The organism is Perspicuibacillus lycopersici (genome assembly GCF_025660475.1).
Classification (GTDB): Bacteria; Bacillota; Bacilli; order Bacillales; family Caldibacillaceae; genus Perspicuibacillus; species Perspicuibacillus lycopersici.
Window position 1 is genome coordinate 455935 of the sequence record NZ_JAOUSF010000001.1, and the last position, 23484, is coordinate 479418.

Genomic DNA, 23484 nt, shown 5'->3' on the forward strand with positions numbered 1-23484 from the left:
CTATGACAGGTATAGTAATATATCAACATAAGTAATAAAACATAAATAGTACTATGAACAGGAGGTGGTAGTATGCAAGGAAAAGTTTCTGCTGATTTACTACGTGGCCATACAGACACCATCGTGTTAAGTATCCTCTTAAAAGGTGACAATTACGGATATGAAATTTTCAAAACGATAGCGGAAAAAACGGAAGGACTTTACGAGCTAAAGGAAGCTACCCTTTATTCAAGCTATAAACGATTAGAAAAAGAGGAATGTATCATTGCCTATTGGGGAGACGAAACACAAGGTGGAAGAAGAAAATATTATCGAATTACCGAAAAAGGAAAAAAACAATATTATCAAAACAAGCGAGACTGGCAATTTACACAACAAATATTAAACAAATTACTAGAGGAGGAGTAATTGATGAGTATAAATTTACAAACCTATATTGATGATTTATTTAAAGGCTATGATGAAACAGCTGAGTTACGCGATTTTAAAGAAGAAATCACATCCAATTTATTCGAACGAATGAATGATTTAATAAAAAATGGTTTAAACGAAAAGGAAGCTTTCACAAAAGCAATCAATGAGCTTGGTGATATTACCACAATTGCGAATGAGATAAGTAAACAAAAACGGAATGAGGTTATTGGAGAAATGTATATCCAACAAGAGCTAAAGGTGGATTGGAAGCATGCACTTGGTTATGTTTTAGCGGGGGGCATACTATTGTTTGGAATCATTTCTGCTCTCATGACATACTTGACAACCAGTGAAATATCCCATGGCTTATCTACTCTATTACCATTTCTTGTTATATCTGGAACTGCTTTTGTTTTCCTTGGTCTTACACAAGAAACACGTAGAAACTATTCGATGTCCTGGATCCGGGCACTCATTTATGCTATTGCTACTGGTCTGTTTTTATTTGGAGTAAATATCTTTGTTTCTCAATTCTTTATAAAAAACACCCCATGGAATGGTATTCTCGGTGTATTTATTCCATTTGTTCTTCCTGCACTAGGTATTATTGGATTTTTATTACTTACAGAAAAAAGTCGTAATAAGCCTTGGATCGTGAAGGAGCAACAAATTATGTTGCATCATCATTCACAAAAATTCAGTGACCCAGAAACAATGACAAAAAGAGGACTATTATCAGGTGCACTTTGGATATTTACCTTTGGGATATTTGCATTTGTTTGGATAATTTGGTCTATAAAATTCGCTTGGATTGTTTTTATTTTTGCGATTGTAATGGAAATGTTCATTGAATTGTGGTTTCAGACGAAACATGTAAAACGATAGAACACCAACAATAAATAAGAAGCTATTCTTACTCAGCATATATGCCTCGAAGAATAGCTTCTTTTTCATTACTCGTATTTAGTATTTTAACATACCCGCTTTTTACATCGGTCCCCAATTCATTAGAACAGCAATCATCATTGAAATGATTCCAATTACAAACCAAATGAGCATTAATGGACCCGCAAATTTCAGCCACTTCGTCCAAGAAATTCCGGAAATCGCTAAAATCGCCATTAATGTACCGGATAGCGGATTAATAATGTTTGTAAATCCATCACCAAGTGTATACGATTGAACCGCTACTTGTCGCGGAATATCCATCAAATCTGCAAGCGGAGTTAAAATTGGCATAATAATCGCAGCATGTGCAGTTCCAGATGATATCACAAAATTAAACAATGCGTTAACGATTAACATTACAACAGCTCCAGAAACATTGGAGAACGACTTAATTAATGTATAAATACCTTGCACTATCGTATCAATTATTAAACCATTTTGTAATACAATCACAATGGCACTAGCTAACCCAATAATTGCGGCACCATAAAAGATTTTTTTACATCCATTAATGAAGCTGTCCACAAATTCATTTGCATTCATTCGATTCACAATAGCCGTCCCTATTGCAATCATAATAAAAATTGCCGTCAATTCATTTGTTGACCATTTATACGCAAATGCTCCATATACATATATACCAATACCTAATAATAATACGCCTAGCACTAGTTTCTGCGAAGTAGTTAACTCTGGTGAAATTTCCGCTCCATCCGTTTCTTCAAGCTTAGGAAACGGATTATCTCCAAGAATACCACTTTGCGGATTTTTCTTCACCTTATTGGCATACCAAATGATATATATAATGGTAACGAGAACAATCAGTACATATACAATTAATCGAAAACCAATACCTGAAAATCTAGGTAACTGTGCAATACTTTGGGCAAAGCCTGTCCGAATAGGATCCATAAAACCAACAGCGAATCCCGAGTATGCACCGAGATACATAATGGCAACTCCTACCATTGCATCCATTTTCATAGCTTTTGCAAGACTTATTCCAATCGGAATGAAGGCGATAACAGAAATACTTACAATCCCTAATCCTCCTAAAAAGGACAAGAGCGCAACGACAATGGTTATTAGCAACCATTCTCTATTTTTCGTTTTATTAATTGTTTTCATAATTAACGAATCAAGTGCACCAGTGCTCTCAATAACTGCAAAAGTACCGCCGATAATAATTACTAGAAAGATCATACTTGATGCATCAATCAAGCCTGCTGGAATTGCCTTGAAAATATCAAAAAAATGTGTAGGATGCTGGTCAATTCTTTCATAACTATTCGGTACAATGATAGAAACACCATTATCCATTGTATCTCTTTCAAAACTACCAGATGGGATAATATACGTTAAAATTGCTGCAAAAATTAACACGCAAAATAATATGACATACGCGTCTGGGCGAAAACCTTTTTTCTTCACTATATTTTTTTGCTTACTCATTTTATACCTCATATTTAATATTTTTTAATAACTGCTATTTCTATAAATATGCTTAGCATCCAGCACTAATAAAAATATCAATTTGGATAAATTATACTCAAGTTAAAAATTTATGGCAAGATATTAAAAACTTTCCTCATGTCATTTATCTTTCTATTGAATATCACGAAAACGAAGGGAATTTCGAAAACAAGTACATCGAAAAATTTTTACTAAAAAAAAGGATCTATGGAATACTATAAAAAAACATGGAAGGAGTATCTCTCTATGGCTGAAACTACTATATATGTTCAAAATCCCCCAACCCATACAAACATCCAGCAAATGGAAGACATTTTATTAAAGCTTGATGGTACAATTCGGGTTTTGGTTGATACGCAAGATGGTGAAGTTAAAATAGAATATGATGAAAGTAAAGTAACAGTAGATGACTTAACAGCTGCATTAGAAAGTGAGCATTACCAAATAAAAGGTTAGTCATATAAAATACCTTCTTCCGTTTCATATCTGTTTTTTATGCGTTTCCTTACATGTCTGCTTTACACATTTAGGCAAAAAACCCTTAATATTTTCCGTTTCACTTATTTTAATCAAAAAAATAGAGAAAAGGAGAAGATAATTGATGAGTAGGACGACAGAATTTGTATTAGGTCTTCTAGGTGGCATTATTGGAGTCTTTGCTGCATTTTTCGCATTATTAATTGGCGGTGTTGACGCTGCTTTTAGTTCCGACGGATCAAGTGATATTACCGGATTAGGCTGGTTTGCCATTATTTTTTCGATTGTTGGAATTGTAGGTGCCTCTATGGTAAAAGGGAAAACAAGATTAGCAGGCATCTTGATGATTATTTCTGCAATTGGTGGCTTAATTTCAATTTCCATGTTTTATTTAGTATCTGCTATATTACTATTAATTGCTGGATTAATGGCCGTATTCAAAAAAAATAAAAAGGCTACCACATAAATACTTTAGGAAGGTCAGCAGACTTAGCTGATCTTTCTTTATTCAGTTTTCCCATCATACCATCCACTTTGCACTTAAAATATCAAGAATCTCTAAAGGATCTGTTAATCTTTGGAAATCCTTTTGTTTATTAATATTTTCTGGAAGGAACCATCCTGCCTGATACGGTTCTATTCCCGCTTCATATGCTCCATACAATTCATACGATCCACCATCACCAATAAATAAGGATTCCTCTGGTAGAGCTTGAATCCTTTCACAGCCTAGTTTATATATTTCCTTTGCTGGTTTCATCATTTTTTCCTGATAAGAAAAGATAACGACATCAAAAAAATCGGATAAATGAGATGCTTGCCAGCCTTCCACCTCTTCTGCAGTACAATTACTTATTAATCCTAATTTGATATTCATCGACTTTACTTTTTGGAGCATATGGAAAATATTATTATCGATTGTTTGAAATGGCACTAATTTCGACTGAACTCTTTCCTTATGAAGCTTTTCTACACTTTCCATATGGATTGGCAATCCGAGTGACTGTAAAATATCTTTTAACACACTTTGATGATTGGAAAATGCACCAATCATACGTTTTACTTGGCGTGCTCTCCACTCTCGCTTATAGGTCCCCTCATCCAATCCAAGCGCTGCAACCGAATATGTTGATTTTCGTTTTCCATTATCCCACTCGGTAATTAATGTTTCATAGAGATCAAAAAAAATTGCTTTAATCATCCTTTCCCCCCATTGTTATTACGGAATAAATTGTTTATTTTAGTTCTAAAAAGCAAAAAAGCAGAAGTGTACCCACTAGGGATGCTTCTGCAGAATTCAAAAGTTGATTTACTAGTTCAATAATAACATTTCTAGTTATAGTATACGCTTATTTGTATGACGATGACTACTACTTTTTTCACGAATAGCATTCATCTGTTAATATGGATCAGATGGCTGACTTAGTTTAATTGCCTCTTTAATACCATTATCAGCTGTTTCTGAACCAATCGGATTGGCATGAGTATCAGTAGGCTCCATTTGTTTCTTTTCTAGCCCCTCTTTTAATCTTCTTCCATAATCCGGATCACATTTCGAACAGTTTTCAATCATATCTTGCTTAATTTTTTCTGCACATGGGGCTAATGTATTTACTAGGTTTTTAATTAATTCATCCTTTTCCCAGTCTGCAAGTCTTCGATATGTCTCCCCAGCCTGACCAAAATTATTTTGCCTTTCAATTGGTGCTCGTTTTATTTCACCAGAAACATATGGCCTATGCTCGACACCAGATTGTTGCGCTTCTTTTAAGCCGCCAAGGACAGATGGCTCATAATTCACATGCGGATTTTGATTTGGACCTTGATCAACATAATATAGCATTTGTCCGCCTCGTTGATTTGTTGCTACTCGTTTTTTAGGTGAATTTATCGGTAATTGTAAATAGTTTGGACCGACACGGTAGCGCTGAGTATCAGAATATGAATATGTTCTTCCTTGTAATAATTTATCGTCAGAAAAATCTAATCCATCAACTAATACTCCTGTACCAAATGCAGCTTGTTCTACTTCCGCAAAATAATTTTGTGGATTTTTGTTTAATACCATTTTTCCGACTGGAAGCCATGGAAAATCTTCTTTATACCAAAGCTTTGTTGGATCCAGCGGATCAAAGTCTAATTCAGGATGCTCCCCATCTGGCATTAACTGAACAAATAATTCCCATTCTGGGTAATCCCCTCGTTCAATTGCATCATATAAATCCTGTGTTGCATGGTTAAAATTCATGCCTTGTACCTTTTGTGCCTGCTCTTGGGTTAAATTACGAATTCCTTGTTTTGGCTCCCAATGGTATTTTACAAGATGTGCCTCTCCTTTTTCATTTACCCATTTATACGTGTTTACTCCTGATCCTTGCATCATCCGATAGTTTGCCGGAATTCCCCATGGAGAAAATAAAAAGGTGATCATATGCATTGCTTCTGGGCTTTGCGAAATAAAATCAAATATTCTTTCTCCATCTTGTCTATTTGTAACCGGATCAGGTTGGAAAGCATGTACTAAATCAGGAAATTTTAACGGATCGCGAATAAAAAAGATTTTCAAATTATTTCCAACTAAATCCCAATTTCCATCTTCAGTATAAAATTTCACAGCAAAACCACGGGGATCCCGTAATGTTTCTGGGGAATGTCCACCATGATTCACTGTCGAAAAGCGAACAAATACTGGTGTTTGTTTCCCCTTTTCTTGAAATAGCTTTGCACGGGTATATTTTGCGACCGGCTCATCACCAACTGTGCCATATGCCTCAAAATAACCATGTGCTCCAGCACCACGTGCGTGAACCACTCTTTCTGGAATTCGTTCTCGATCAAAATGGCTAATTTTCTCCAAAAAATCATAGTTTTCTAACACTGTTGGTCCACGGTCCCCTACCGTACGAACATTTTGATTATCCGTTACGACATGCCCTTGGCGATTTGTTAATGTTTCCGTTGTTTCATTTTCACTCATGCGGCCATCCATATTGCCGCCTACTCCAGATACATTTGTTCCGGTTTCACGATTTTTTTCATCCTTTTCCAGCATAAAATTCACTTCCTCATAAAAATTTATCAGACTGGAAATATTTTGTCCTGCAACGGCGGAACTATACCATTTTTATATGAAAAAGCCAGTCTCCTATTGTATATAAAATACACAAAAGAGACTGGCTCGTCCGATTCATTTAGCGGATGACAATTTGTTTATTTTTATCTACCGTAATTACTTTATCGGCCATATGAACAAATAACCCATTTTCAACAACACCAGGGATTAAATTTAGTGCTTGCTCTAATTCTTTAGCGTCCATTATATTTTCAAACTTTACGTCGTAAATATAGTTACCATTGTCAGAAATAAATATTTCTCCATCCATTTGGCGGAGTGTTGCTTTTCCTCCAAGTGCCTCAATATGGGATTTCGTTACTTTATGCCCAAATTGTGTTACTTCCACAGGAAGTGGAAACGTTCCTAATGTATTAACCATTTTCGAAGAGTCTGCAATCACAATAAATTGCTTTGCAGCTCTAGCAATGATTTTCTCACGAAGTAGTGCACCACCGCCACCTTTAATTAAATTTTGTTGTTGATCTACTTCATCTGCACCATCAATTGCAATATCGAGGTAGTCAACTTCAGTAAAAGTTGTTAATGGTATTTTAAGCTCCTTTGCTAAATTTTCCGTTTGAACGGATGTCGGAACTCCTTTTATTGATAACCCTGCTTGGACAAGTTGCCCGAGCTTTTGAATTGCATAATACGCAGTAGATCCAGTACCTAAACCTACAATCATACCATCTCTCACATATTCTACCGCTTTTTCACCAACTAATTGTTTTTCATTCATGTTTATCCCTCTTTAGCTTCCATCGTATACATTTTTACACTTATCAAAGGAATATATATTATGGAAGTTGATTTCCTACTGCTCGGTAAATTTCATACCATTCTTCACGAGTCAATTCAATTTCAGATGCCTTCGCAATATTTGTTAATCGACTTGGCGTCATCGTCCCAACAATCGTTTGTATTTTTGCTGGATGACGTAATATCCATGCGACACTAACAGCGGACTTGTCTGCTCCATATTTATCGCCAATTTCTTGCAGTTTCACATTAATTTCCGGGAATTTTTCATTATCGATAAATATACCTTCAAAATTTCCATAGCGGAATGGTGACCATGCTTGAATAGTCATATCATTTAATCTGCTATAATCAAGGATGCTGCCGTCCCGATTAATACTATTCACATGCTTCGTGTTTACCTGAACCCCTGCATCAATCATTCCTGTATGCATTACACCGAATTGTAACTGATTAACGATTAAATCTTGGCGAACAAATCGTTTTAATAATTCAATTTGCATTGGATTATGATTGCTGACACCAAAATGAAGAACTTTACCGCTTTCATGTAATTCATTAAATGCCTCCGCAACTTCCTCTGGCTCTACAAGTGCATCTGGACGATGAAGCAACAATACATCCACATAGTCGGTTTGCAAACGTTTTAAGCTTCCGTTAACAGATTCGATAATATGTGCTTTAGAAAAATCATAGTATCCTTGACGAATTCCCGTCTTTGTTTGAATTATCATTTTTTCTCGGATAGAAGGGTTCATGCCAATTGCTTCTGCAAATACTTCCTCGGACTTCCCACCCCCATAAATATCTGCATGGTCAAAGAAATTAATTCCTAATTGTTGTGCATTATGTATAACAGTTGCTGCTTCTTTTGTTGTTAATCTACTTAAATTCATACAGCCAAGAGCAATATCAGATACTTGTAAACTACTGGTGCCTAATTGGATTTTTTTCATAAAATCACCTCTAACATTTGATAAAGTAAGTGTACCATTTTGTAACATTTTTTTTAAGCTATTGTTTTTACTATTTAATTACAAACCTTCGACTAATAACCATTCTAGAATAGTGCACATAGGATATAGTGCTAATTGAAAAATGGAAAGGGGCGATTGTTTTGTATTATTATCCTAGTGCTTACCCAATGAATTCTTACTATCATCCATATGGATATCGTAATGTTCTAATGGATTATCTTCCACCACAGATTCATCAGCCAGTAAGTATATATACTGGATTCCGCCAACAAAATCCATTTCCACCAGTAAACATTCAGCAGTTGGATCAATCTGCGCGTAAATTTCAAGCATTAATAAAAGAGGCAGATTTATTTATCAATAAGATCATATCCTCTTCCTCCTTTGCACGTGAGCTTATGAATGCTGCACAATTATCCGACAAAAAGAAGGTGGAAGAATTAATTAAGTCGGTAGGCATTTCTATTAAGGTTTCAACGAATTTTACTCCGACCGGAATCCACATCACGCTAGATAATCGGGATATGCCTGGTCGTTGCTGTGAATTAGTTATTGCATTGAACTGGTAGGTACAGTTAACGAATAACCGCTAAATCGTTGATAATCTAGCGGTTCCTTATTTTTCTTATGTAAACGATAAATGACTATTTGGCATTCTTTTCTTGGATAATAGAACGTATATCCTTCCACCCATAAACAAGCTCATTTACCGTTTTTCCACCAACCTCATCTACTACCGTATCAACATATTTCCCACCCAGCTTTTCATAAAAATGCCGGGAAGGATTTTCCTCCAATACGAAAACAGTCATACTCGAAATTTCTCGCTCTAAAAATTCATAAACAAGTGCCTCTACCAATTTTTTCCCAATACTATTTTTTTGATATTCTTGTAAAATATAAATTGCATAAAGCTCTCCAGAATAATCAGGGTAGTTTCCTGTCCGCTCTTTTCCTCCTGAAATGAATCCTACTATTTCTCCGTTATTGTGTTCGGCAACCATGACAATTGAATGCGGAATAATCTTAGCCCATCTTTCTTCACTTTTCTTGTAAGATAAGGTAGATAAATAGTCATTTGGAATAATATTCCGATAGGTAGTTCTCCAACTGTCCACTTGTACCTTAGCAATCCCAGCAATATCTGTTAGCTTAGCATTTCTAATTTTCATCAATATTCCCCCTCCCCTTACATTACCATGTATTTGGAAGATTACCAACAATGAAAAAAAGGTAACAATCATTTTCCGGAATAAGCTAGGGAGTAAGATATGTGTACACAATAAAAATTAGGGAGGACTTTTTACAAATATTTCTCCCCAATTTACTTATGGAACGTATATTTTTTATGTGGATGTTTGTTGCGGTTATCTTTCAGTGGGTAAGTAATGCGTACTTCCTTGAAGGACTTTTAATATATCAACGATTCTCGTAATCTTTTTCCCGCTTCTCGACTTCTAAAAGCTCCTTTCGCAATCGATTTTCAAAATGTGTAAAAACATATTCTCTAACAAAGGCATCACGTTTTGCTATATCTTCCTCTTTCCGAAACCAACCAATTCGTTTCAACCGTTCAGTTGTAGGTTTTCCATTCCAAAATTTCAATGCCTCCAGCTCTAATCCATATTCTATACGTTTTCTTAGAACCATTTCTTGAAACTTTTTTTCTCGATCCTCCTCTATTGATTTTGGATAAGGGAGCTGCCTTTGTATTTGATTTTCAAAATTATTTTTTAGAATCTCTAGTTGCGTGGCAGCTACCTCTTGAAAAGCAGAAGATAATTCTTTTATTAATTTTTCTTGGAATATGCTTGGATTAACATGATTCGATAGGTTGTCCACAAGCTTTTCTGGAAATGGTCTCACTGGAAATTTTTCTTTAATTTCTTGGAATATTGCAGCCAATAACCAATTTTCCTTCCGCTTCCCTTTAATAAATAATGCTATTTGCAAATCTAATTCATCATACACTTTTTCCTTTGTTTCTTCTGTTCGGTTAATGTAATGGATTCCTTCCTTTTCCAGGCTATGAAACCATTTGTTGATGGTTTTAGAGGAAATCTCCTCTCCTACTATTCGTTTTAATTCATCCGTAAATCCACTAATTTTCCAAAACAAGCGACACCCTCCTTTACTTTCACCAGCAACTGTAAAGCACGGATGTATTAAGCATTTTTGGTGATTACCTACTTATTCCATTTCGATAATTCATTATGTTTTCCTTGTAAAATAATTCGACATTTTCCTACTTATTTCTTACCTGTCATTAAATGCTACATAATATCCACTTATTTTCTATTTTTTCTATTGAATTATTAATTCGAATAATTTATTATATTAATAACATTATTAAAGGCGTTGACGAGGAAAAGTAAAATACGCTTATCTCTTCCAGAGAGCTTCGGTTGCTGAAAAGAAGCATTGATACGTATTCGAACAATGGCCTCTGAGCTTCATACTGAACACAAGATTTACTTGTAAGTAGGCTATGACGAGTGTTGGTACTCGTTATCAAAACCACAGTATCAGAGTATATCTCTCGTACTTGTTGAGACTAATTGTGTGAACAATTAGTAAATAAAGGTGGTACCACGGGGAATCCAAGCCTCGTCCTTAAATTTATTTTTAAGGACGAGGCTTTTTTTAATGTCATTATTATTTCATTGGAGGAATGTCAAATGAGTATTTTTATTGGAGGAGCATGGCCATATGCTAACGGATCCTTACATCTTGGTCATATATCTAGTCTATTGCCAGGGGATATATTAGCAAGATATTATCGCCAAAGGGGGGAAAATGTTTTATATGTATCTGGAAGTGATTGTAATGGAACACCAATTGCTATCCGAGCTAAACAAGAAAACGTACCAGTAAAAGAAATTACCGACCGTTATCATGCAGAATTTGCAGCATGTTTTTCAAAACTAGGATTTTCCTATGATATATACACAAGAACAGATAACTCCACACACCATCAAGCCGTACAGGAAATCTTTTTGCAGCTAATGGAAAATGGCTTTATTTATAAAAAAGTAATCGAACAAACATATTGTGAATCATGTGTGCAGTTTCTTCCAGATCGATATGTGGAAGGAATATGTCCGAATTGCGGGAAACAAGCACGGGGCGATCAATGTGATTTTTGCTCTACCATTTTAGATCCACTTGATTTACTGGATAAACGTTGTAAGCTTTGCGGTTCTACTCCTACAGTGAAGGAAACAGAGCACTTTTATTTCTCTATAAGCAAATGGGAAGATAAATTAACTAGCTATGTAAACGAAATGAAATCGAAAGGCACTTGGCGAGATAATGCAATCCAACTTACGGAACGGTATATAAACGAAGGCTTACATGACCGAGCAGTATCAAGAGATTTGCCACTAGGGGTTAATATTCCAGTGGCAGGATACGAGGATAAAAAAATATATGTCTGGATTGAAGCCGTTTCCGGTTATTATACTGCTAGTATCCAATGGGCAAAGGAAACCGGGCAAGATTTGACGGAGTTTTGGGGAAAGAATACGATCTCCTATTATATCCATGGGAAAGATAATATTCCGTTTCATACCGTTATATGGCCAGCTATACTACTAGGCTTACAAAAGCAAGAGGCTTTACCGGATTATATTGTTTCTAACGAATATGTTACATTAGAGAAAAAAAAATTATCCACTAGTCGAAATTGGGCGGTTTGGGTACCCGATATTTTAGAACGGTATGAGCCAGATTCCATTCGTTATTTTTTAACAATAAATGCACCAGAAAACCGTGACACCGACTTTTCGTGGCGGGAATTTATTTATAGTCATAATTCCGAACTTCTTGGTGGATACGGAAATTTTGTTCATCGAACATTGAAATTTATTGAAAAAAACTATAACGGAGTTGTACCGAGAGCTAAAACAGATGCTAACATTCAAGTGAAAATCGAAAAACTTTATCGAGATAGCAGTGCATTAATCGAAAATGCACATTTCAAACAAGCATTAGAATTAATTTTTGCATTTATTCGAGATGCTAATAAGTACTTCGATGAACAAAAGCCTTGGAAAACGATAACAGAAAATAAAACGGAATGTGATGAGGCGATTTATCATTGTGTATTAATTATTGCAAATTTAACCCAATTATTAGCGCCTTTCCTTCCCTTTTCTAGTAATCAATTAGCCCAATGGCTATCATTACCACCGCTTCAATGGGAACCAATTTCTGCCTATTCAGGCAAACTTGCTGATCCTGTAAAACCGTTATTCACCCGTATCGATATACAATGCATCGATAGTGAAATAGAGAGATTATATCAACAAGCTACTAATTTTTAGGAATTACCCAATGAAAAAGAGGCTGGGACAAAAGTATTTTTATGTAAGAGAATCCGAACAAAGTTAAGTAGGTAAATTTGCTCTGGAAATATACTTCGCTTTCCGCGGGCATGGCCATAGTCTCCTCCGCTACGCTTCATGCGGGGTCTTCGGCTCATGCTTTTCCCGCAGGAGTCTACGTATATTTCCTTCGCTTTCCGAATTATTGTTCATCTTACATTTAAACATCAATTGTTATGTCCAAGCCTCTTCCTTTTATATCTTCGTATGGTAATAGAGAAAAATATTCACTAGTCTTTAACCTAATGCTACGTCTAATATCATCATTACAACAAAGCCAATCATTAAGCTCATGGAAGCTAAATCTTTATTCCCTTTTTCCTGAGAACCAGGGATAACCTCTTCAGCAACTACAAAAATCATTGCTCCAGCTGCAAAGCTTAGCGCGTATGGTAATAACGGTTCAATAAATGCAACTGCTAATGCTCCAATAACCGCTGCAATTGGTTCCACCATACCCGAAAATTGCCCATAGAAGAAGCTTCTACGGCGAGACATCCCTTCTCCTCTTAACGGCATCGATACTGCAACCCCTTCAGGAAAGTTCTGAATACCGATACCAAGTGCTAATGTCAATGCCCCTGCTAATGAAGCCTCTGTTCCACCATTTGCAAGTGCTCCAAAAGCAATCCCTACTGCTAATCCCTCTGGTATATTATGTAATGTAATTGCAAGTACTAATAAAGTACTTCTTTTTCTTTCCTTCGGATGATAGCCTTCTGCTGTTCCAATCGGTGCATTCGGATGTAGATGAGGCAATATTTTATCAATTCCCCATAAAAATACTCCCCCTAATAAAAAACCAAATGCTGCTGGAAACCAAGAGCCAATACTATTATGTTCTGACATTTCAATTGCAGGTGCTAATAATGACCAATAGCTTGCAGCTATCATAACTCCACCAGCAAATCCTAACATACTATCTAATAATTTTTGATTTAATGTTTTTGTAGCAAATACTAGGGTTGCACCAAGCGCAGTCATTCCCCACGTAAATAATGTGGCATAAAGCGCTTGGGTAATTGGGTGAAGAGTTTGAAAAAAATCTATCATGTTAATAAACTCCTTCAGTCTAGTTTTTCTTTATCAGTGGATTCGGTGAAAAAGTTTCCAATAGTAAACATTTTAGCCCTCCCCCACGCAATACGTCAATTATTTACATTTTTGATATTGAGAAACTAACTAAAAATCCAACCCATTTAATAGATCCTTTAATTTTTTCATCTCTTCTGTAGAAAGTGTTACACCTTTCCCCATCTTATCATGCTCAGGTGACCAGTCTCGCAAATCATATTTAGCTTCCTTCCCATTCCAGCTAATGATATTAAGTTCCTTTGACCACCCTTTAGGTGATGTCGATAAATTACCGATATTTTTTATAATGTCATATTTTATTTCTGCCATACTTGCGCCTCCATTCCATCATTTTATATCTTGAATTACGGATCCTCATATACATAACTTTACCCAAATACCATTCATTTAAATAATTTTAGGCGATAGCTAATATACTAATAATGTTTTATTTCGATTTCACTATATAATCAAGTTGTTCACCTTCGAGAAATCGTTGAATGTTACGGAGCGTTACCTCGCCGATTCTGCGGATGGATTCATTCGTTGAACCACCAATATGCGGAGTTGCAACGACATTATCCAATGTTGCTAACTCATTCAAAGGTGGTTCTGTTGCAAAAACATCGAGTGCCGCACCTTTTATTTTACGGTACTTCAAGAAATCGATTAAATCCTCTTCATTTATTAACCCCCCACGAGAAACATTAATGATAAAGGCGGTAGATTTCATCATACCAAGGGTATGTTTATTGATCATACCGCGATTTTTCTCATTAATAGAAGTTGCAATAATGATAAAATCTGAGGTAGAAAATAATTCTTCTTTCTCGACAAATTGAACATGCAATTTTTCCGCCGTTTCGAAATCCTTATAATTTCCAAAAGCAACAGTGTCCATTTCAAATCCTAATGCTCGTTTCGCGATTGCTTTACCAATCGAACCAAATCCAATAATCCCTAGTCGCTTCCGATGGATTTCATATCCTAAGGTTAATTCCCAATGATGTTCTTTTAGTTCCTTATCCTTTTGAGCAATGTTTCGTGCAGATGCAAGCATTAGTCCAAAAGCATGATCGGCAACTGATTCTGCATTCTGTCCTGGTGAGTTTGTAACAACAATCCCTTTTACATTTGCATAAGCAACATCGATGTTGTCATATCCAGCACCATATTTAATAATATATTTTAAGTTTGTAGCCGCATCAATGACCTCCTTAGTAATTTTCACAACGGCTACAACAATAATATCTACTTCGGCTACCTCTTCCAATAATGTTCGATTGTCAATACCATTATCTGTAAAAAGAACCTTTACTTCTCCTAGCCTTTTTGCATCCTCGATTAGCTTAGGATTTGCCTCATAGAAGGCATCACGTATCATAAACAATATTTTCATGCTTTTTCTCCTCGCCTTTTTTAAAGAAAATAATCTTCGGATATAACTTTTGAAATCTCCATACTAAAATATTCCGACACTTCTGATTCTAAATTAATTTTAGATATTATTTTATCATATTTTTATTTGTTTCATTATAATTATCGATAAAAAACATTCGATTGTTCAAGATTGATAGCTTGTCGAAAACATAGGAAACTTTTAAACTAAAAGCTAATAGTATTTTATTGCAAAAAACTACAAGGAGGATGGTTATGGAATACGTTCAAATTAATAATATTCAAAATCCACTTTTTCGGCAGCTACATAATTTAATGAAGGAAATTTTTCCAGCAGAAGAGGTTTTAGCTTTTGAATTATGGAAGGAACCGTTAGAAGATCCGTCAATTCGCGTATTTGTTGCCGTTCATAAGGAGGAAGTTGTGGGGGCAACGGAATATCGTTATTATCCAAATATGAATGTTGCGATGACTGACTTCACCATTATTAAACGGGAAGGTCTTGGAATTGGACGCTTTTTGGCAGCCAATCGGGAGGCTGATCTTAAACAACTAGCCGATCAGTCTGGAACACAAATATTAGGAATGTTTGCAGAAATTTATGATCCCTATCGTGCAAAAGATTATTCGTTTGGTGGGAACAAAGTGATGGATCCGTTTGTTCGTAGGGAAGTATTATCCCATCTTGGTTATCGCCGTCTTAATTTCCCTTACGTTCATCCATCATGGGAGAATAATGGGGAAGCTGTTCAGCAATTAGATTTATGCTTTTTGCCTTACAAAGAAATCAATGGCTTAGAAGGAAAATTTATCGCACAATTTTTGCAAATTTATTATCAAGTACTTTCCAACAAGCCAGAAAAATGGTTACAAATGATAAAACAGTTAAACGAAACAGCCGAAATATCACTTGTAGAATTATAAAGCTCCGTGAATAGTTCGAAAGGAAAGTTGTTAGTATTCCTAAAAGGGTACTGACAACTTTTTTATGTTGTATTACCTATTTGCAAATAGTTTAATTTGTTTTAATACTGTTGGATAAATTTCCGATTCAAACGCAAAACTACCCTTTAGGTGGTGATAATTATGGATTTTCCAACGATTCATACAAACTTTTGGGATGCCGTAACAGCAGTGCCAATCGTCATGATAGTAACACAGCTCATCAAACTATTTTTCAAAGTCCCAAAACAGTTTGTTCCATCAATAGCCTTAGTTATTGGATTAATCATATCGGTCTTTTTTAGCCATAAAAAGGATGTAATCGCAGGTATTTTTATGGGATGGTTTTATGGGTATGCAGCAATTGGTTCCTATGCATCCTTAAAAACAACCATCATAGCTTATCGGGAAAGTAAGGGAAAAGAATGAAGGAGGAATAGTGGATGACTTTCTCTCTCCTCCTTTATTCAATAATTACCTGCATATGTTCCAAATAATTCCTTAACACTTCAAACCAAATTCGATAGCCTTCATCGTTCGGGTGAATTCCATCAGCGAGAATATTATTTAATGATAGCTTTTCCTTTGAAAGATATTGATTGATACCCTCATACATATTTATATAATCATAACCATTTTTTACTATAAACTGACCTGTTTCTTCTAAATAATCCTGATAAAAGTAACCGCTCTTATTTTTCCCTTTATCACTAATCGGATTTGGGGAAATCACTAAAATTTTTGCATCGGGTAATCCTTCCTGAATTGTTCGCAGCAGTTCCTCTATATAAAAAAGCGTGTCGTTCATTGGCGTGGATTGACGAAAATTATTAATGACAGATGTTTCAAAAATAACAAGTTTTGGTTTTTCAAATATAAGCTTATCTACTTGACGGTTTGCTATTAAGTCCTTCGCTTTAAATCGGGAAACCCCATAATTATGTAAGCTGAGCTTAGAAAAATCTTTGCCAGGTAGCCTTTTCAAATAATGAATCAATTGATTTGGCCATTGGTACTCCTGCTTTGAAGCACCTGATCCCTTTGTTACACTGCTACCAATTACTGCAATCTTTACCGATTTCTCCGTTATCGATAAATATTCCAAGTAATTAAGGTAAGACATCGTGCCCTTTTCATCCAGATTTACTGGTGCAAGTAAATTTTTCTTTTCCGCAATAACCATCCTTGTATTCTGTATTTGTTCTACACCAACAAAAAACAAAAAAAACAGACTAGAAAAAGCAAAGATAAATTTCAGATGGTTCTTCAAGCTGTCACTTCCTTCATGATGTATTCCGTTTATAATTTCACCACTTTTCTCACTTTTTATGTTTCTAATTCATTTTCTAAAACATAAATAGGAAAAACTTCACAGAACTAAATTCAATCGATAACCTATTAATACATTACTATGATAAAATACGACTATCAGATTATTTCATTACTAGAAATAGAAAGCAGGTATTCAGATGGGAAGTCAGCTCGCGAATCAAAAGATTCTTGCAGTCAATACACCAGATTTTTATCCTCGAGCACTGTATACTTTTAGTGGATCACATTTTTTAAACGATTTAGTCACAACCGGAATGGTTCCAGCACTTGTTGTAATGTATAAAGATGCATTCGAGTTGAATTATACACAATCAACAATGATTGTTTTAGTTTCATATTTGACATCATCAATAATGCAACCACTATTTGGAATGCTTGCAGACAAAAAACCACGAGTCTGGTTATTTTCACTCGGAGTGTTTCTCTCCATTACTGGGCTAGCACTAACAGCACTCGCACCATCTTTACCATGGCTGTTAGTTTTTATTGCAATGTCAGGACTAGGATCGGGAATCTTTCATCCAGAAGCTTCACGTGGCACACATTTTGCTTCCGGTCAGAAAAAGGCACTTGCACAAGCCATTTTTCAAGTAGGAGGAAATGCAGGACAGGCTATTGGACCGTTGATGATTCCACTGTTTTTAGTGTATTCAGGAATAGAAGGACTTATTTGGTTATTACCGGTAGCATTTTTATCATTCTTTCTTACTGTACCATTGCTAAAATGGTTAAATGAAAGAGTACAAATAAATAGAGGTCCAATCAAATCGATAACGGGAGAAAATCATATTTCAGGAGCCACCCTATTAGTACTTGTCATCATTCTCCGATCTTGGTGTCAAGTGGGTGTTGTCGTCTTTCTTCCTTTTTATTTTTCAAATCTTAGTTTGGAACAAGCAGAAATATTAAACTTTGTTTTTGTAGGAGCAGGTGCACTTGGTACATTGTTAGGTGGTATTTTATCGGATCAACTAGGCATGAAACGGTTACTTGTTATTTCAATGACCATTGCCACACCTTTTGCATTACTATTTCCACATTTACATGGCTTTCTAGCAATTGTCGATTTATTGCTATTTGGTTTAACGGTTCTTGCATCCTTTTCCATAACTGTTGTTTATATGCAACGATTGTTACCAAAAAATATCGGCCTTGCTTCCGGATTAACGATTGGAATTGGGGTAGGAGCTGGGGGCATAGGCTCGGTTTTCATGGGTAGTATTTCTGACATCTTTGGAGTATCGATGGTTTTCACTATGCTTTCCTTATTACCTCTACTAGGAGCAATACTTTCGGCATTTTTACCTAATGAAAAAGAATTAGTTAAGTAGTGAAAGGAAACGTTCTTCATCATTTGGTTTGTAATTAATAGCTCTACAAATGCAATTATTGCTTTTTAAAACTAAGAACAAAAAAAGAGATTGCTCTTTCATGAGCATCTCTTCTTATAAACTGTATCTATTTTATGTTAGGTTTTGTTGAAAGAAATTAAAAGCTGGGGAAATCCCCTTTCAGCCTTGATTCGCTTCATCACAATGAGTACCGTTTCCCTACGGTGCAATCGTAATATTCGGAGTCAATTCTCAGCAAATATCACGAATGGTCTATCTCATTAGGCACAAATCTTTCGGCAAAGATATAGAGATACGATATACCAATAACAAACCTTAATAAGTATACGATAATTCTGCGTACTGGTCAACTGGAATTTTTTACAAAATTTAGACTTAATTAGAAATGATTAACGATTACTGCATGAGTACGAATATATTTTGAAATACTGTAAAAGATTATTGTTACGAAATTACGAAATAAAGGTACTCTATATCATACAATAAGAAATGGAGATGCAACAATGTTACCAAAAAAACAATTAGAAAGAATAAATGAACTTGCAAGAAAAGCAAAATCTAGTAGTTTAACTTTATCGGAACAAAAAGAACAATTAGAATTAAGAAAAGCCTACATAGAATCGTTTCGTGGTGGGATGCGCAATACAATTGAAGGCTTAAAGATTATTGATGAGGAAAATAATGATGTAACCCCGGAAAAGCTGAAAAATATCCAAAAAACGAAAGGTTTACATGGTAGATAATAGTTTTTTATAAATATCCCTTGGCTAGTCTTTAGGGATATTTTTTATAAGATATCTATTTTATTTGTGAAAATATTTATATAATTATTTTTTTTCTTGAAATCTGTTGTATAATTAATATACTTATGATTTTAAGGGGGGAAACGTATGCAGGTTCGAAATAATTACATGAAAAAAAGCTTAGTTCAATTTATTACAGAAGAATACTCTATTGCACAGGCTCGCGAACACCTCGAGAGAACCGGGTTTCGTTGTGTACCTATTCTAGACAAGACTAAAACAAAATTTTTAGGCAATGTATATGAAATTGATACGTATAAGTACAAAGGATCACTTGCAGATTCTGTTTTACAAATTGCCGATGACAAAGACGCTGTAGTATATGAGGACGAATCATTTTACCGTGTGTTTTTTACCATTAAAAAATTACCATTTCTTGCGGTATTAAATACCAACCAAGAATTTGTTGGTATTTTAACCCATGCAGCGGTTATGAGTGTAGCGGAAGATGCTTTTGCCATTTCTTCTAAAGGTCATTCTATAACAATAGCAGTTTATGACTTCGATAATACGCTAAAAACACTAACGAAGATTGTCAGCAAGCATTCTTCTATCCAATCGTTAATAACATTGCATAGCAGTAAATTTGTTCGCCAAATTGTTTTCACTGTTCCTGAAACTATTGAGGAAAAAGCATTAGCGAATCTTCGCAAAGATTTAACAGAAGCAAACTTTAAAATTGTACATGAGGATCAGCTCTTAACAAATAGTTAACTTTCCTGATAGCCAAGCAAGTACTATACTTATTACCTGCTTGGCTTTTCTAATACATTTCTAATTCCCATTACACTATCCACAATATACGTAGGTCCACTTTGCTGTAATTCAGCTAAAGTTCCATATCCATAGGTAACTCCTATCGAATCAATCCCCATATTATTTGCACCAATAATATCATGCTTTCGGTCACCAATCATAATCACTTCTTCTTTTCGGTATTCCTTATATTCTTCTAAAATGAATTTTATAATCTCTGCTTTCGATGATCTAGTTCCATCTAAATTACTCCCGATAATTTTTTCAAAATACTTATCTAGTTGAAAATAGGATAAAATTGTTTCAGAGAATACCGTAGGCTTGGAAGTGGCGACTACTAGGTGATAGTTTTCATTATGTAACAATGACAGTAGCAAAAAAATATCCTCATATAAAACATTTTCAAACATTCCGTTAGTCATAAATCTTTCCCGATAAAATGTAATGGCAGCCTGCGTCTCTTGTTCCGAAAACCCATAATAGCGGGCAAAAGATTCCTGAAGTGGTGGCCCAATAAATTCTTCCAATCTATCTAGATTCGGCTCTTCTATTCCCATTTGCTTTAATGCGAATTGAACTGATTTTGTAATCCCTTCTTTTGGATCAGAAAGTGTTCCGTCTAAATCAAATAAAATCAATCGATATTTCCCCATAATCTCTTCCCCTTTTTTGAAACGCCACAATTAAAAAAGGCAACTGATTCAGTTACCTCTTTTGGATCGTTATTCAATAAATTGTTTGCAGTAATCGCTAATTGCCGCCTCTTCTTCTTCATCCAAGGCAAAGTCTAAATACGTATCGGTTATACTTTCAAAAATTTGATATTGAGCAATTCGCGGTCCTCTATCATCCACGGCATAAATTAATTTTATGTATAAACCATTTTCCGAGTATAACTCGTCATCTTCAGGTACCTCAATATTTAATAGAAATTCATAACGGTCACCCGGTAAAATTCCTGTTGGATCAAATAATTTTTCGACCTCATGAGAAATGATTTCCATGTACATACTTCCTTTCTTTTAACTTCCTCTATAAAAAATAGTACGTATAGCCTATCAATATTATCTATTACTTTTTCTATTTATGCTAGTGGAATTATTTATTCTATTTATTGAATGACTCCTGCCTCGGTAACTTCAACATTTGACTTTACTTTTACTACTAAGTCTTTATATAAAGATTCATGCCATTTTTTATAATCAAAGCCACGAATTTGTGTTTTTACAAAATGACCAAAACCAATTGGATCAATATTTTTCTCCTGAAAATTTTTTACTAATGCAAGACATTCTTGATTTATTTCTTTCTCAAATTGTTTGTTTAATTTTCGTTCTAAATTCGGATACATTTTATCTCCATTAAATTCATTAATAATACCTTGAACGTCAATTGTTACCTCCACTTCCATTGGATTTTTTTTTATCAATTTGTAATGGTGAACCGATCGAATACTTCGAATCGCCGCTTCCCCTTCCTCTATTTTCACACGATGTAATCCTTCACTATATTTATCGACAAGAAGCTTGAAGAAAAACATCTTATCTGATGAAATTGTTTCGACAAGCTTTCCCTTATTAAAAAAGCTTACTCCTGTTAATTCCACCACATCTTTTGATTTCTTTTTAATAATTGGCATGAACGGAGATTTCCCTTCCGAATAAAAATCGGCAAGAAAAATTTGCAAATTGGTTTTTGGTAAATCTTCATTCCGAATATTTTCATCAATTATATCGGATATATGGGTGGAATTGCCACGAACCCCATATTTCCCTTCAAATAACTCCTTCGTCTCTCCCTCTACTACGGCCAAATAAATGCCTGATCCTACTCCAGGATCTCGTTGAAAGGGATCCATTAATTCCGTAATGCCACTTTTCGTTGCTAGTTCTTTACTAAATAAAACAACTTCCATACTACCTGTAACAATTGGATCTGCTGCTTGCAGTTGAATATCCTGCAATATCTCTTTTTTCAACAATGATTCTCCGGTTAAGACCCGATTTTCCGGTGGTTTATCTTTTATAAAAATAGGAAAAACGATTGTCCCCCTTATTTTCTTCCCATCGACATAATCAAATCCGATTCCATCAATTAAATTAATATCATCCAATATTTCTTTTTCAACACAACCACTAAGAAAAAGTGTGAAAATAGCCATTATTAGTATAGTCTCAATTGATTTCACGATTTTTTCACCTTCTTTTTAATTAAAGTGGCAACAAATAAAATTGGGACGTATATATAGCAAAAATAAAATCCGATTTTAGCGGTCAAATCTGTTACCATATTAATTTCGGATCTTGTGGTCGGTATACAAATACCAATTAAACATAGTAGAGAAATAACAAGAACCGAGCGTCTTTGCCGAATAGAGTATACCTGCTTAATGATTCGACTTGTCCCCCATATACTAATGGCAATAATAGGTAAAATAAGCAAAAACCAGCTAGCAATTCCGATATATTCAAACCTCTCCACAAAAGGCAATCTAATGATTTTCCACATCGTTAATGTTGGCCATGTATTTTTTTGAAGCTGATTTTCGGAAAAATAGGAAAATGTCAATATACATATATATAGATATACAATCGTTGTAAATAAAATCGCCAAATGTGCATATTTGTGCGATTTCTTGGGGTTTTTTATAAAAGGGTAAAATAATAAAATACTTTCAAAACCTAACACGGTAAATGTCATATTACGTGATCCTTTTAAAATATCTCCAATCGAGTGATCAAAAATTGGGAGAAGATTAGAAAAATCCGCAAAAGGTACCGTGAATAAGAATAATACCAATATGTATATTGGCAAAACTATCGAAAAAAATGCGATTCCAACAATGGTTCGAAAACCACCATAAATAATATAAATAACTAAAAGCAAATAAATAAGCGCAAACCAAAATGTTTCTAATTCCTGAAACATCCACACTTGGATAATTTCAATATACGTTCGTAATACTGAAATAGCAAATAAGCAAAAGTAAAGAATAATCGGGATGCAGACAATTTTTGTTGCTTTTTTTCCGATAATATAGTTATGTACTGTAACGATATCTCCGTCCACTATAGCTAACATTTTATACATCATCCACATGAGAATATGAAGTATTACTCCTGTCAAAAGAACGGAAATCCAGCCATCTGTCCCAGCATATGTTGCAATAATTCTTTGAAACCCCAGCATTCCAACACCGACTTGCATCGTGTGAATGAGATAAAACACAAGAAATGGTGATATTTTGTTTGTCACTGGGATATTTACTGACATAATAAC

26 protein-coding genes and 1 other annotated feature are annotated in these 23484 nt (G+C 34.9%); of the genes, 11 read left to right on the plus strand and 15 right to left on the minus strand.

Annotated elements, in window-relative coordinates; translation table 11 throughout:
* The first annotated feature begins 72 nt into the window (after nt 1-72).
* Nucleotides 73-408, plus strand: a complete 336-nt coding sequence (locus OEV98_RS02180; RefSeq protein WP_263071501.1) for a PadR family transcriptional regulator — start codon at nt 73-75, stop codon at nt 406-408.
* Nucleotides 409-411: 3 nt separating this feature from the next.
* Nucleotides 412-1299 (plus strand): permease prefix domain 1-containing protein, encoded by an 888-nt coding sequence (locus OEV98_RS02185; protein WP_263071502.1) that lies wholly within the window; start codon nt 412-414, stop codon nt 1297-1299.
* A 102-nt stretch (nt 1300-1401) separates the two neighbouring features.
* Here OEV98_RS02185 and OEV98_RS02190 read toward each other — a convergent pair whose 3' ends face one another.
* Nucleotides 1402-2814, minus strand: a complete 1413-nt coding sequence (locus OEV98_RS02190) for a YfcC family protein (RefSeq protein WP_263071503.1) — start codon at nt 2812-2814, stop codon at nt 1402-1404.
* Nucleotides 2815-3081: 267 nt separating this feature from the next.
* Here OEV98_RS02190 and OEV98_RS02195 point away from each other — a divergent pair, with 267 nt between their 5' ends.
* The gene (locus OEV98_RS02195; RefSeq protein WP_263071504.1) at nt 3082-3291 is read left to right on the plus strand and encodes a heavy-metal-associated domain-containing protein; all 210 of its coding nucleotides are present in this window, start codon (nt 3082-3084) and stop codon (nt 3289-3291) included.
* Between the two features lie 145 nt (nt 3292-3436).
* Nucleotides 3437-3778, plus strand: a complete 342-nt coding sequence (locus tag OEV98_RS02200) for a DUF4064 domain-containing protein (protein ID WP_263071505.1) — start codon at nt 3437-3439, stop codon at nt 3776-3778.
* 54 nt (nt 3779-3832) lie between these two features.
* Here the strand turns inward: OEV98_RS02200 and OEV98_RS02205 are convergent, their stop codons facing one another.
* From OEV98_RS02205 to OEV98_RS02220, 4 genes are all read right to left on the minus strand, one after another.
* Nucleotides 3833-4513 carry an HAD family hydrolase gene (locus OEV98_RS02205; protein ID WP_263071506.1) on the minus strand — a complete coding sequence of 227 codons (681 nt, stop codon included), beginning with the start codon at nt 4511-4513 and terminating at the stop codon, nt 3833-3835.
* A 198-nt stretch (nt 4514-4711) separates the two neighbouring features.
* Nucleotides 4712-6301, minus strand: a complete 1590-nt coding sequence (locus OEV98_RS02210) for a catalase (protein WP_263071943.1) — start codon at nt 6299-6301, stop codon at nt 4712-4714.
* A 202-nt stretch (nt 6302-6503) separates the two neighbouring features.
* Entirely contained in the window at nt 6504-7166 is a 663-nt protein-coding gene (gene rpiA, locus OEV98_RS02215; RefSeq protein WP_263071507.1) for a ribose-5-phosphate isomerase RpiA, read from the minus strand.
* A gap of 58 nt (nt 7167-7224) precedes the next feature.
* Entirely contained in the window at nt 7225-8142 is a 918-nt protein-coding gene (locus OEV98_RS02220) for an aldo/keto reductase (protein WP_263071508.1), read from the minus strand.
* A gap of 161 nt (nt 8143-8303) precedes the next feature.
* On the opposite strand from OEV98_RS02220, the gene OEV98_RS02225 reads away from it, so the two are divergent.
* Nucleotides 8304-8732 (plus strand): hypothetical protein, encoded by a 429-nt coding sequence (locus OEV98_RS02225; protein ID WP_263071509.1) that lies wholly within the window; start codon nt 8304-8306, stop codon nt 8730-8732.
* 75 nt (nt 8733-8807) lie between these two features.
* On the opposite strand, the gene OEV98_RS02230 is transcribed toward OEV98_RS02225, so the two are convergent.
* Both OEV98_RS02230 and OEV98_RS02235 read right to left on the minus strand, forming a co-directional pair.
* A complete protein-coding gene (locus OEV98_RS02230; protein ID WP_263071944.1) occupies nt 8808-9335 on the minus strand; it encodes a GNAT family N-acetyltransferase in 528 nt (175 codons plus the stop codon).
* Between the two features lie 247 nt (nt 9336-9582).
* A complete protein-coding gene (locus tag OEV98_RS02235) occupies nt 9583-10281 on the minus strand; it encodes a hypothetical protein (RefSeq protein ID WP_263071510.1) in 699 nt (232 codons plus the stop codon).
* A 231-nt stretch (nt 10282-10512) separates the two neighbouring features.
* Nucleotides 10513-10781: a binding site (T-box leader), on the plus strand.
* A 60-nt stretch (nt 10782-10841) separates the two neighbouring features.
* Between OEV98_RS02235 and metG the strand changes: the two genes are divergently transcribed.
* Entirely contained in the window at nt 10842-12488 is a 1647-nt protein-coding gene (gene metG / locus OEV98_RS02240; protein WP_407676477.1) for a methionine--tRNA ligase, read from the plus strand.
* Between the two features lie 297 nt (nt 12489-12785).
* Here metG and OEV98_RS02245 read toward each other — a convergent pair whose 3' ends face one another.
* The 3 genes from OEV98_RS02245 to OEV98_RS02255 form a co-directional block, all read right to left on the minus strand.
* Nucleotides 12786-13601 (minus strand): ZIP family metal transporter, encoded by an 816-nt coding sequence (locus OEV98_RS02245; protein WP_263071512.1) that lies wholly within the window; start codon nt 13599-13601, stop codon nt 12786-12788.
* Between the two features lie 129 nt (nt 13602-13730).
* The gene (locus OEV98_RS02250) at nt 13731-13952 is read right to left on the minus strand and encodes a YdbC family protein (RefSeq protein WP_263071513.1); all 222 of its coding nucleotides are present in this window, start codon (nt 13950-13952) and stop codon (nt 13731-13733) included.
* A gap of 118 nt (nt 13953-14070) precedes the next feature.
* Nucleotides 14071-15021 (minus strand): NAD(P)-dependent oxidoreductase, encoded by a 951-nt coding sequence (locus OEV98_RS02255; RefSeq protein WP_263071514.1) that lies wholly within the window; start codon nt 15019-15021, stop codon nt 14071-14073.
* A 254-nt stretch (nt 15022-15275) separates the two neighbouring features.
* On the opposite strand from OEV98_RS02255, the gene OEV98_RS02260 reads away from it, so the two are divergent.
* Both OEV98_RS02260 and OEV98_RS02265 read left to right on the plus strand, forming a co-directional pair.
* Nucleotides 15276-15944 carry a GNAT family N-acetyltransferase gene (locus OEV98_RS02260; RefSeq protein WP_263071515.1) on the plus strand — a complete coding sequence of 223 codons (669 nt, stop codon included), beginning with the start codon at nt 15276-15278 and terminating at the stop codon, nt 15942-15944.
* A 162-nt stretch (nt 15945-16106) separates the two neighbouring features.
* A complete protein-coding gene (locus tag OEV98_RS02265) occupies nt 16107-16391 on the plus strand; it encodes a hypothetical protein (RefSeq protein WP_263071516.1) in 285 nt (94 codons plus the stop codon).
* A gap of 34 nt (nt 16392-16425) precedes the next feature.
* Here OEV98_RS02265 and OEV98_RS02270 read toward each other — a convergent pair whose 3' ends face one another.
* Nucleotides 16426-17232: an SGNH/GDSL hydrolase family protein gene (locus OEV98_RS02270; protein ID WP_263071517.1), complete on the minus strand. Its 807-nt coding sequence runs from the start codon at nt 17230-17232 to the stop codon at nt 16426-16428.
* Between the two features lie 199 nt (nt 17233-17431).
* Between OEV98_RS02270 and OEV98_RS02275 the strand changes: the two genes are divergently transcribed.
* The 3 genes from OEV98_RS02275 (at nt 17432) to cbpA (ending at nt 20163) form a co-directional block, all read left to right on the plus strand.
* Complete coding sequence (locus OEV98_RS02275; RefSeq protein ID WP_263071518.1) at nt 17432-18625, plus strand: MFS transporter; 1194 nt, start codon at nt 17432-17434, stop codon at nt 18623-18625.
* A 524-nt stretch (nt 18626-19149) separates the two neighbouring features.
* Complete coding sequence (locus OEV98_RS02280; RefSeq protein WP_263071519.1) at nt 19150-19389, plus strand: DUF896 domain-containing protein; 240 nt, start codon at nt 19150-19152, stop codon at nt 19387-19389.
* 147 nt (nt 19390-19536) lie between these two features.
* The gene (gene cbpA, locus OEV98_RS02285; RefSeq protein ID WP_263071520.1) at nt 19537-20163 is read left to right on the plus strand and encodes a cyclic di-AMP binding protein CbpA; all 627 of its coding nucleotides are present in this window, start codon (nt 19537-19539) and stop codon (nt 20161-20163) included.
* A gap of 32 nt (nt 20164-20195) precedes the next feature.
* On the opposite strand, the gene OEV98_RS02290 is transcribed toward cbpA, so the two are convergent.
* The 4 genes from OEV98_RS02290 to OEV98_RS02305 all read right to left on the minus strand — a co-directional run bounded on the left by OEV98_RS02290 (nt 20196) and on the right by OEV98_RS02305 (nt 23478).
* Entirely contained in the window at nt 20196-20858 is a 663-nt protein-coding gene (locus OEV98_RS02290; protein ID WP_263071521.1) for an HAD-IA family hydrolase, read from the minus strand.
* Nucleotides 20859-20927: 69 nt separating this feature from the next.
* The gene (locus tag OEV98_RS02295) at nt 20928-21209 is read right to left on the minus strand and encodes a DUF6509 family protein (protein WP_263071522.1); all 282 of its coding nucleotides are present in this window, start codon (nt 21207-21209) and stop codon (nt 20928-20930) included.
* Between the two features lie 107 nt (nt 21210-21316).
* Nucleotides 21317-22393 carry a Ger(x)C family spore germination protein gene (locus OEV98_RS02300; protein WP_263071523.1) on the minus strand — a complete coding sequence of 359 codons (1077 nt, stop codon included), beginning with the start codon at nt 22391-22393 and terminating at the stop codon, nt 21317-21319.
* Nucleotides 22390-23478 carry a GerAB/ArcD/ProY family transporter gene (locus OEV98_RS02305; RefSeq protein ID WP_263071524.1) on the minus strand — a complete coding sequence of 363 codons (1089 nt, stop codon included), beginning with the start codon at nt 23476-23478 and terminating at the stop codon, nt 22390-22392. Before OEV98_RS02305 ends, OEV98_RS02300 begins: the two co-directional genes overlap by 4 nt.
* Nucleotides 23479-23484 lie beyond the last annotated feature (6 nt).

Coding starts and splice junctions, on each gene's coding strand:
- rpiA (WP_263071507.1), bottom strand. CDS start 7,166: ATGAATGAAAAACAATTAGTTGGTGAAAAAGCGGTAGAATATGTGAGA.
- OEV98_RS02210 (WP_263071943.1), bottom strand. CDS start 6,301: ATGGATGGCCGCATGAGTGAAAATGAAACAACGGAAACATTAACAAAT.
- cbpA (WP_263071520.1), top strand. CDS start 19,537: ATGCAGGTTCGAAATAATTACATGAAAAAAAGCTTAGTTCAATTTATT.
- OEV98_RS02190 (WP_263071503.1), bottom strand. CDS start 2,814: ATGAGTAAGCAAAAAAATATAGTGAAGAAAAAAGGTTTTCGCCCAGAC.
- OEV98_RS02275 (WP_263071518.1), top strand. CDS start 17,432: ATGGGAAGTCAGCTCGCGAATCAAAAGATTCTTGCAGTCAATACACCA.
- OEV98_RS02305 (WP_263071524.1), bottom strand. CDS start 23,478: ATGTCAGTAAATATCCCAGTGACAAACAAAATATCACCATTTCTTGTG.
- OEV98_RS02260 (WP_263071515.1), top strand. CDS start 15,276: ATGGAATACGTTCAAATTAATAATATTCAAAATCCACTTTTTCGGCAG.
- OEV98_RS02185 (WP_263071502.1), top strand. CDS start 412: ATGAGTATAAATTTACAAACCTATATTGATGATTTATTTAAAGGCTAT.
- OEV98_RS02230 (WP_263071944.1), bottom strand. CDS start 9,335: ATGAAAATTAGAAATGCTAAGCTAACAGATATTGCTGGGATTGCTAAG.
- OEV98_RS02265 (WP_263071516.1), top strand. CDS start 16,107: ATGGATTTTCCAACGATTCATACAAACTTTTGGGATGCCGTAACAGCA.
- OEV98_RS02220 (WP_263071508.1), bottom strand. CDS start 8,142: ATGAAAAAAATCCAATTAGGCACCAGTAGTTTACAAGTATCTGATATT.
- OEV98_RS02195 (WP_263071504.1), top strand. CDS start 3,082: ATGGCTGAAACTACTATATATGTTCAAAATCCCCCAACCCATACAAAC.
- OEV98_RS02255 (WP_263071514.1), bottom strand. CDS start 15,021: ATGAAAATATTGTTTATGATACGTGATGCCTTCTATGAGGCAAATCCT.
- OEV98_RS02180 (WP_263071501.1), top strand. CDS start 73: ATGCAAGGAAAAGTTTCTGCTGATTTACTACGTGGCCATACAGACACC.
- OEV98_RS02280 (WP_263071519.1), top strand. CDS start 19,150: ATGTTACCAAAAAAACAATTAGAAAGAATAAATGAACTTGCAAGAAAA.
- OEV98_RS02200 (WP_263071505.1), top strand. CDS start 3,437: ATGAGTAGGACGACAGAATTTGTATTAGGTCTTCTAGGTGGCATTATT.
- OEV98_RS02250 (WP_263071513.1), bottom strand. CDS start 13,952: ATGGCAGAAATAAAATATGACATTATAAAAAATATCGGTAATTTATCG.
- OEV98_RS02295 (WP_263071522.1), bottom strand. CDS start 21,209: ATGGAAATCATTTCTCATGAGGTCGAAAAATTATTTGATCCAACAGGA.
- OEV98_RS02245 (WP_263071512.1), bottom strand. CDS start 13,601: ATGATAGATTTTTTTCAAACTCTTCACCCAATTACCCAAGCGCTTTAT.
- OEV98_RS02290 (WP_263071521.1), bottom strand. CDS start 20,858: ATGGGGAAATATCGATTGATTTTATTTGATTTAGACGGAACACTTTCT.
- OEV98_RS02205 (WP_263071506.1), bottom strand. CDS start 4,513: ATGATTAAAGCAATTTTTTTTGATCTCTATGAAACATTAATTACCGAG.
- metG (WP_407676477.1), top strand. CDS start 10,842: ATGAGTATTTTTATTGGAGGAGCATGGCCATATGCTAACGGATCCTTA.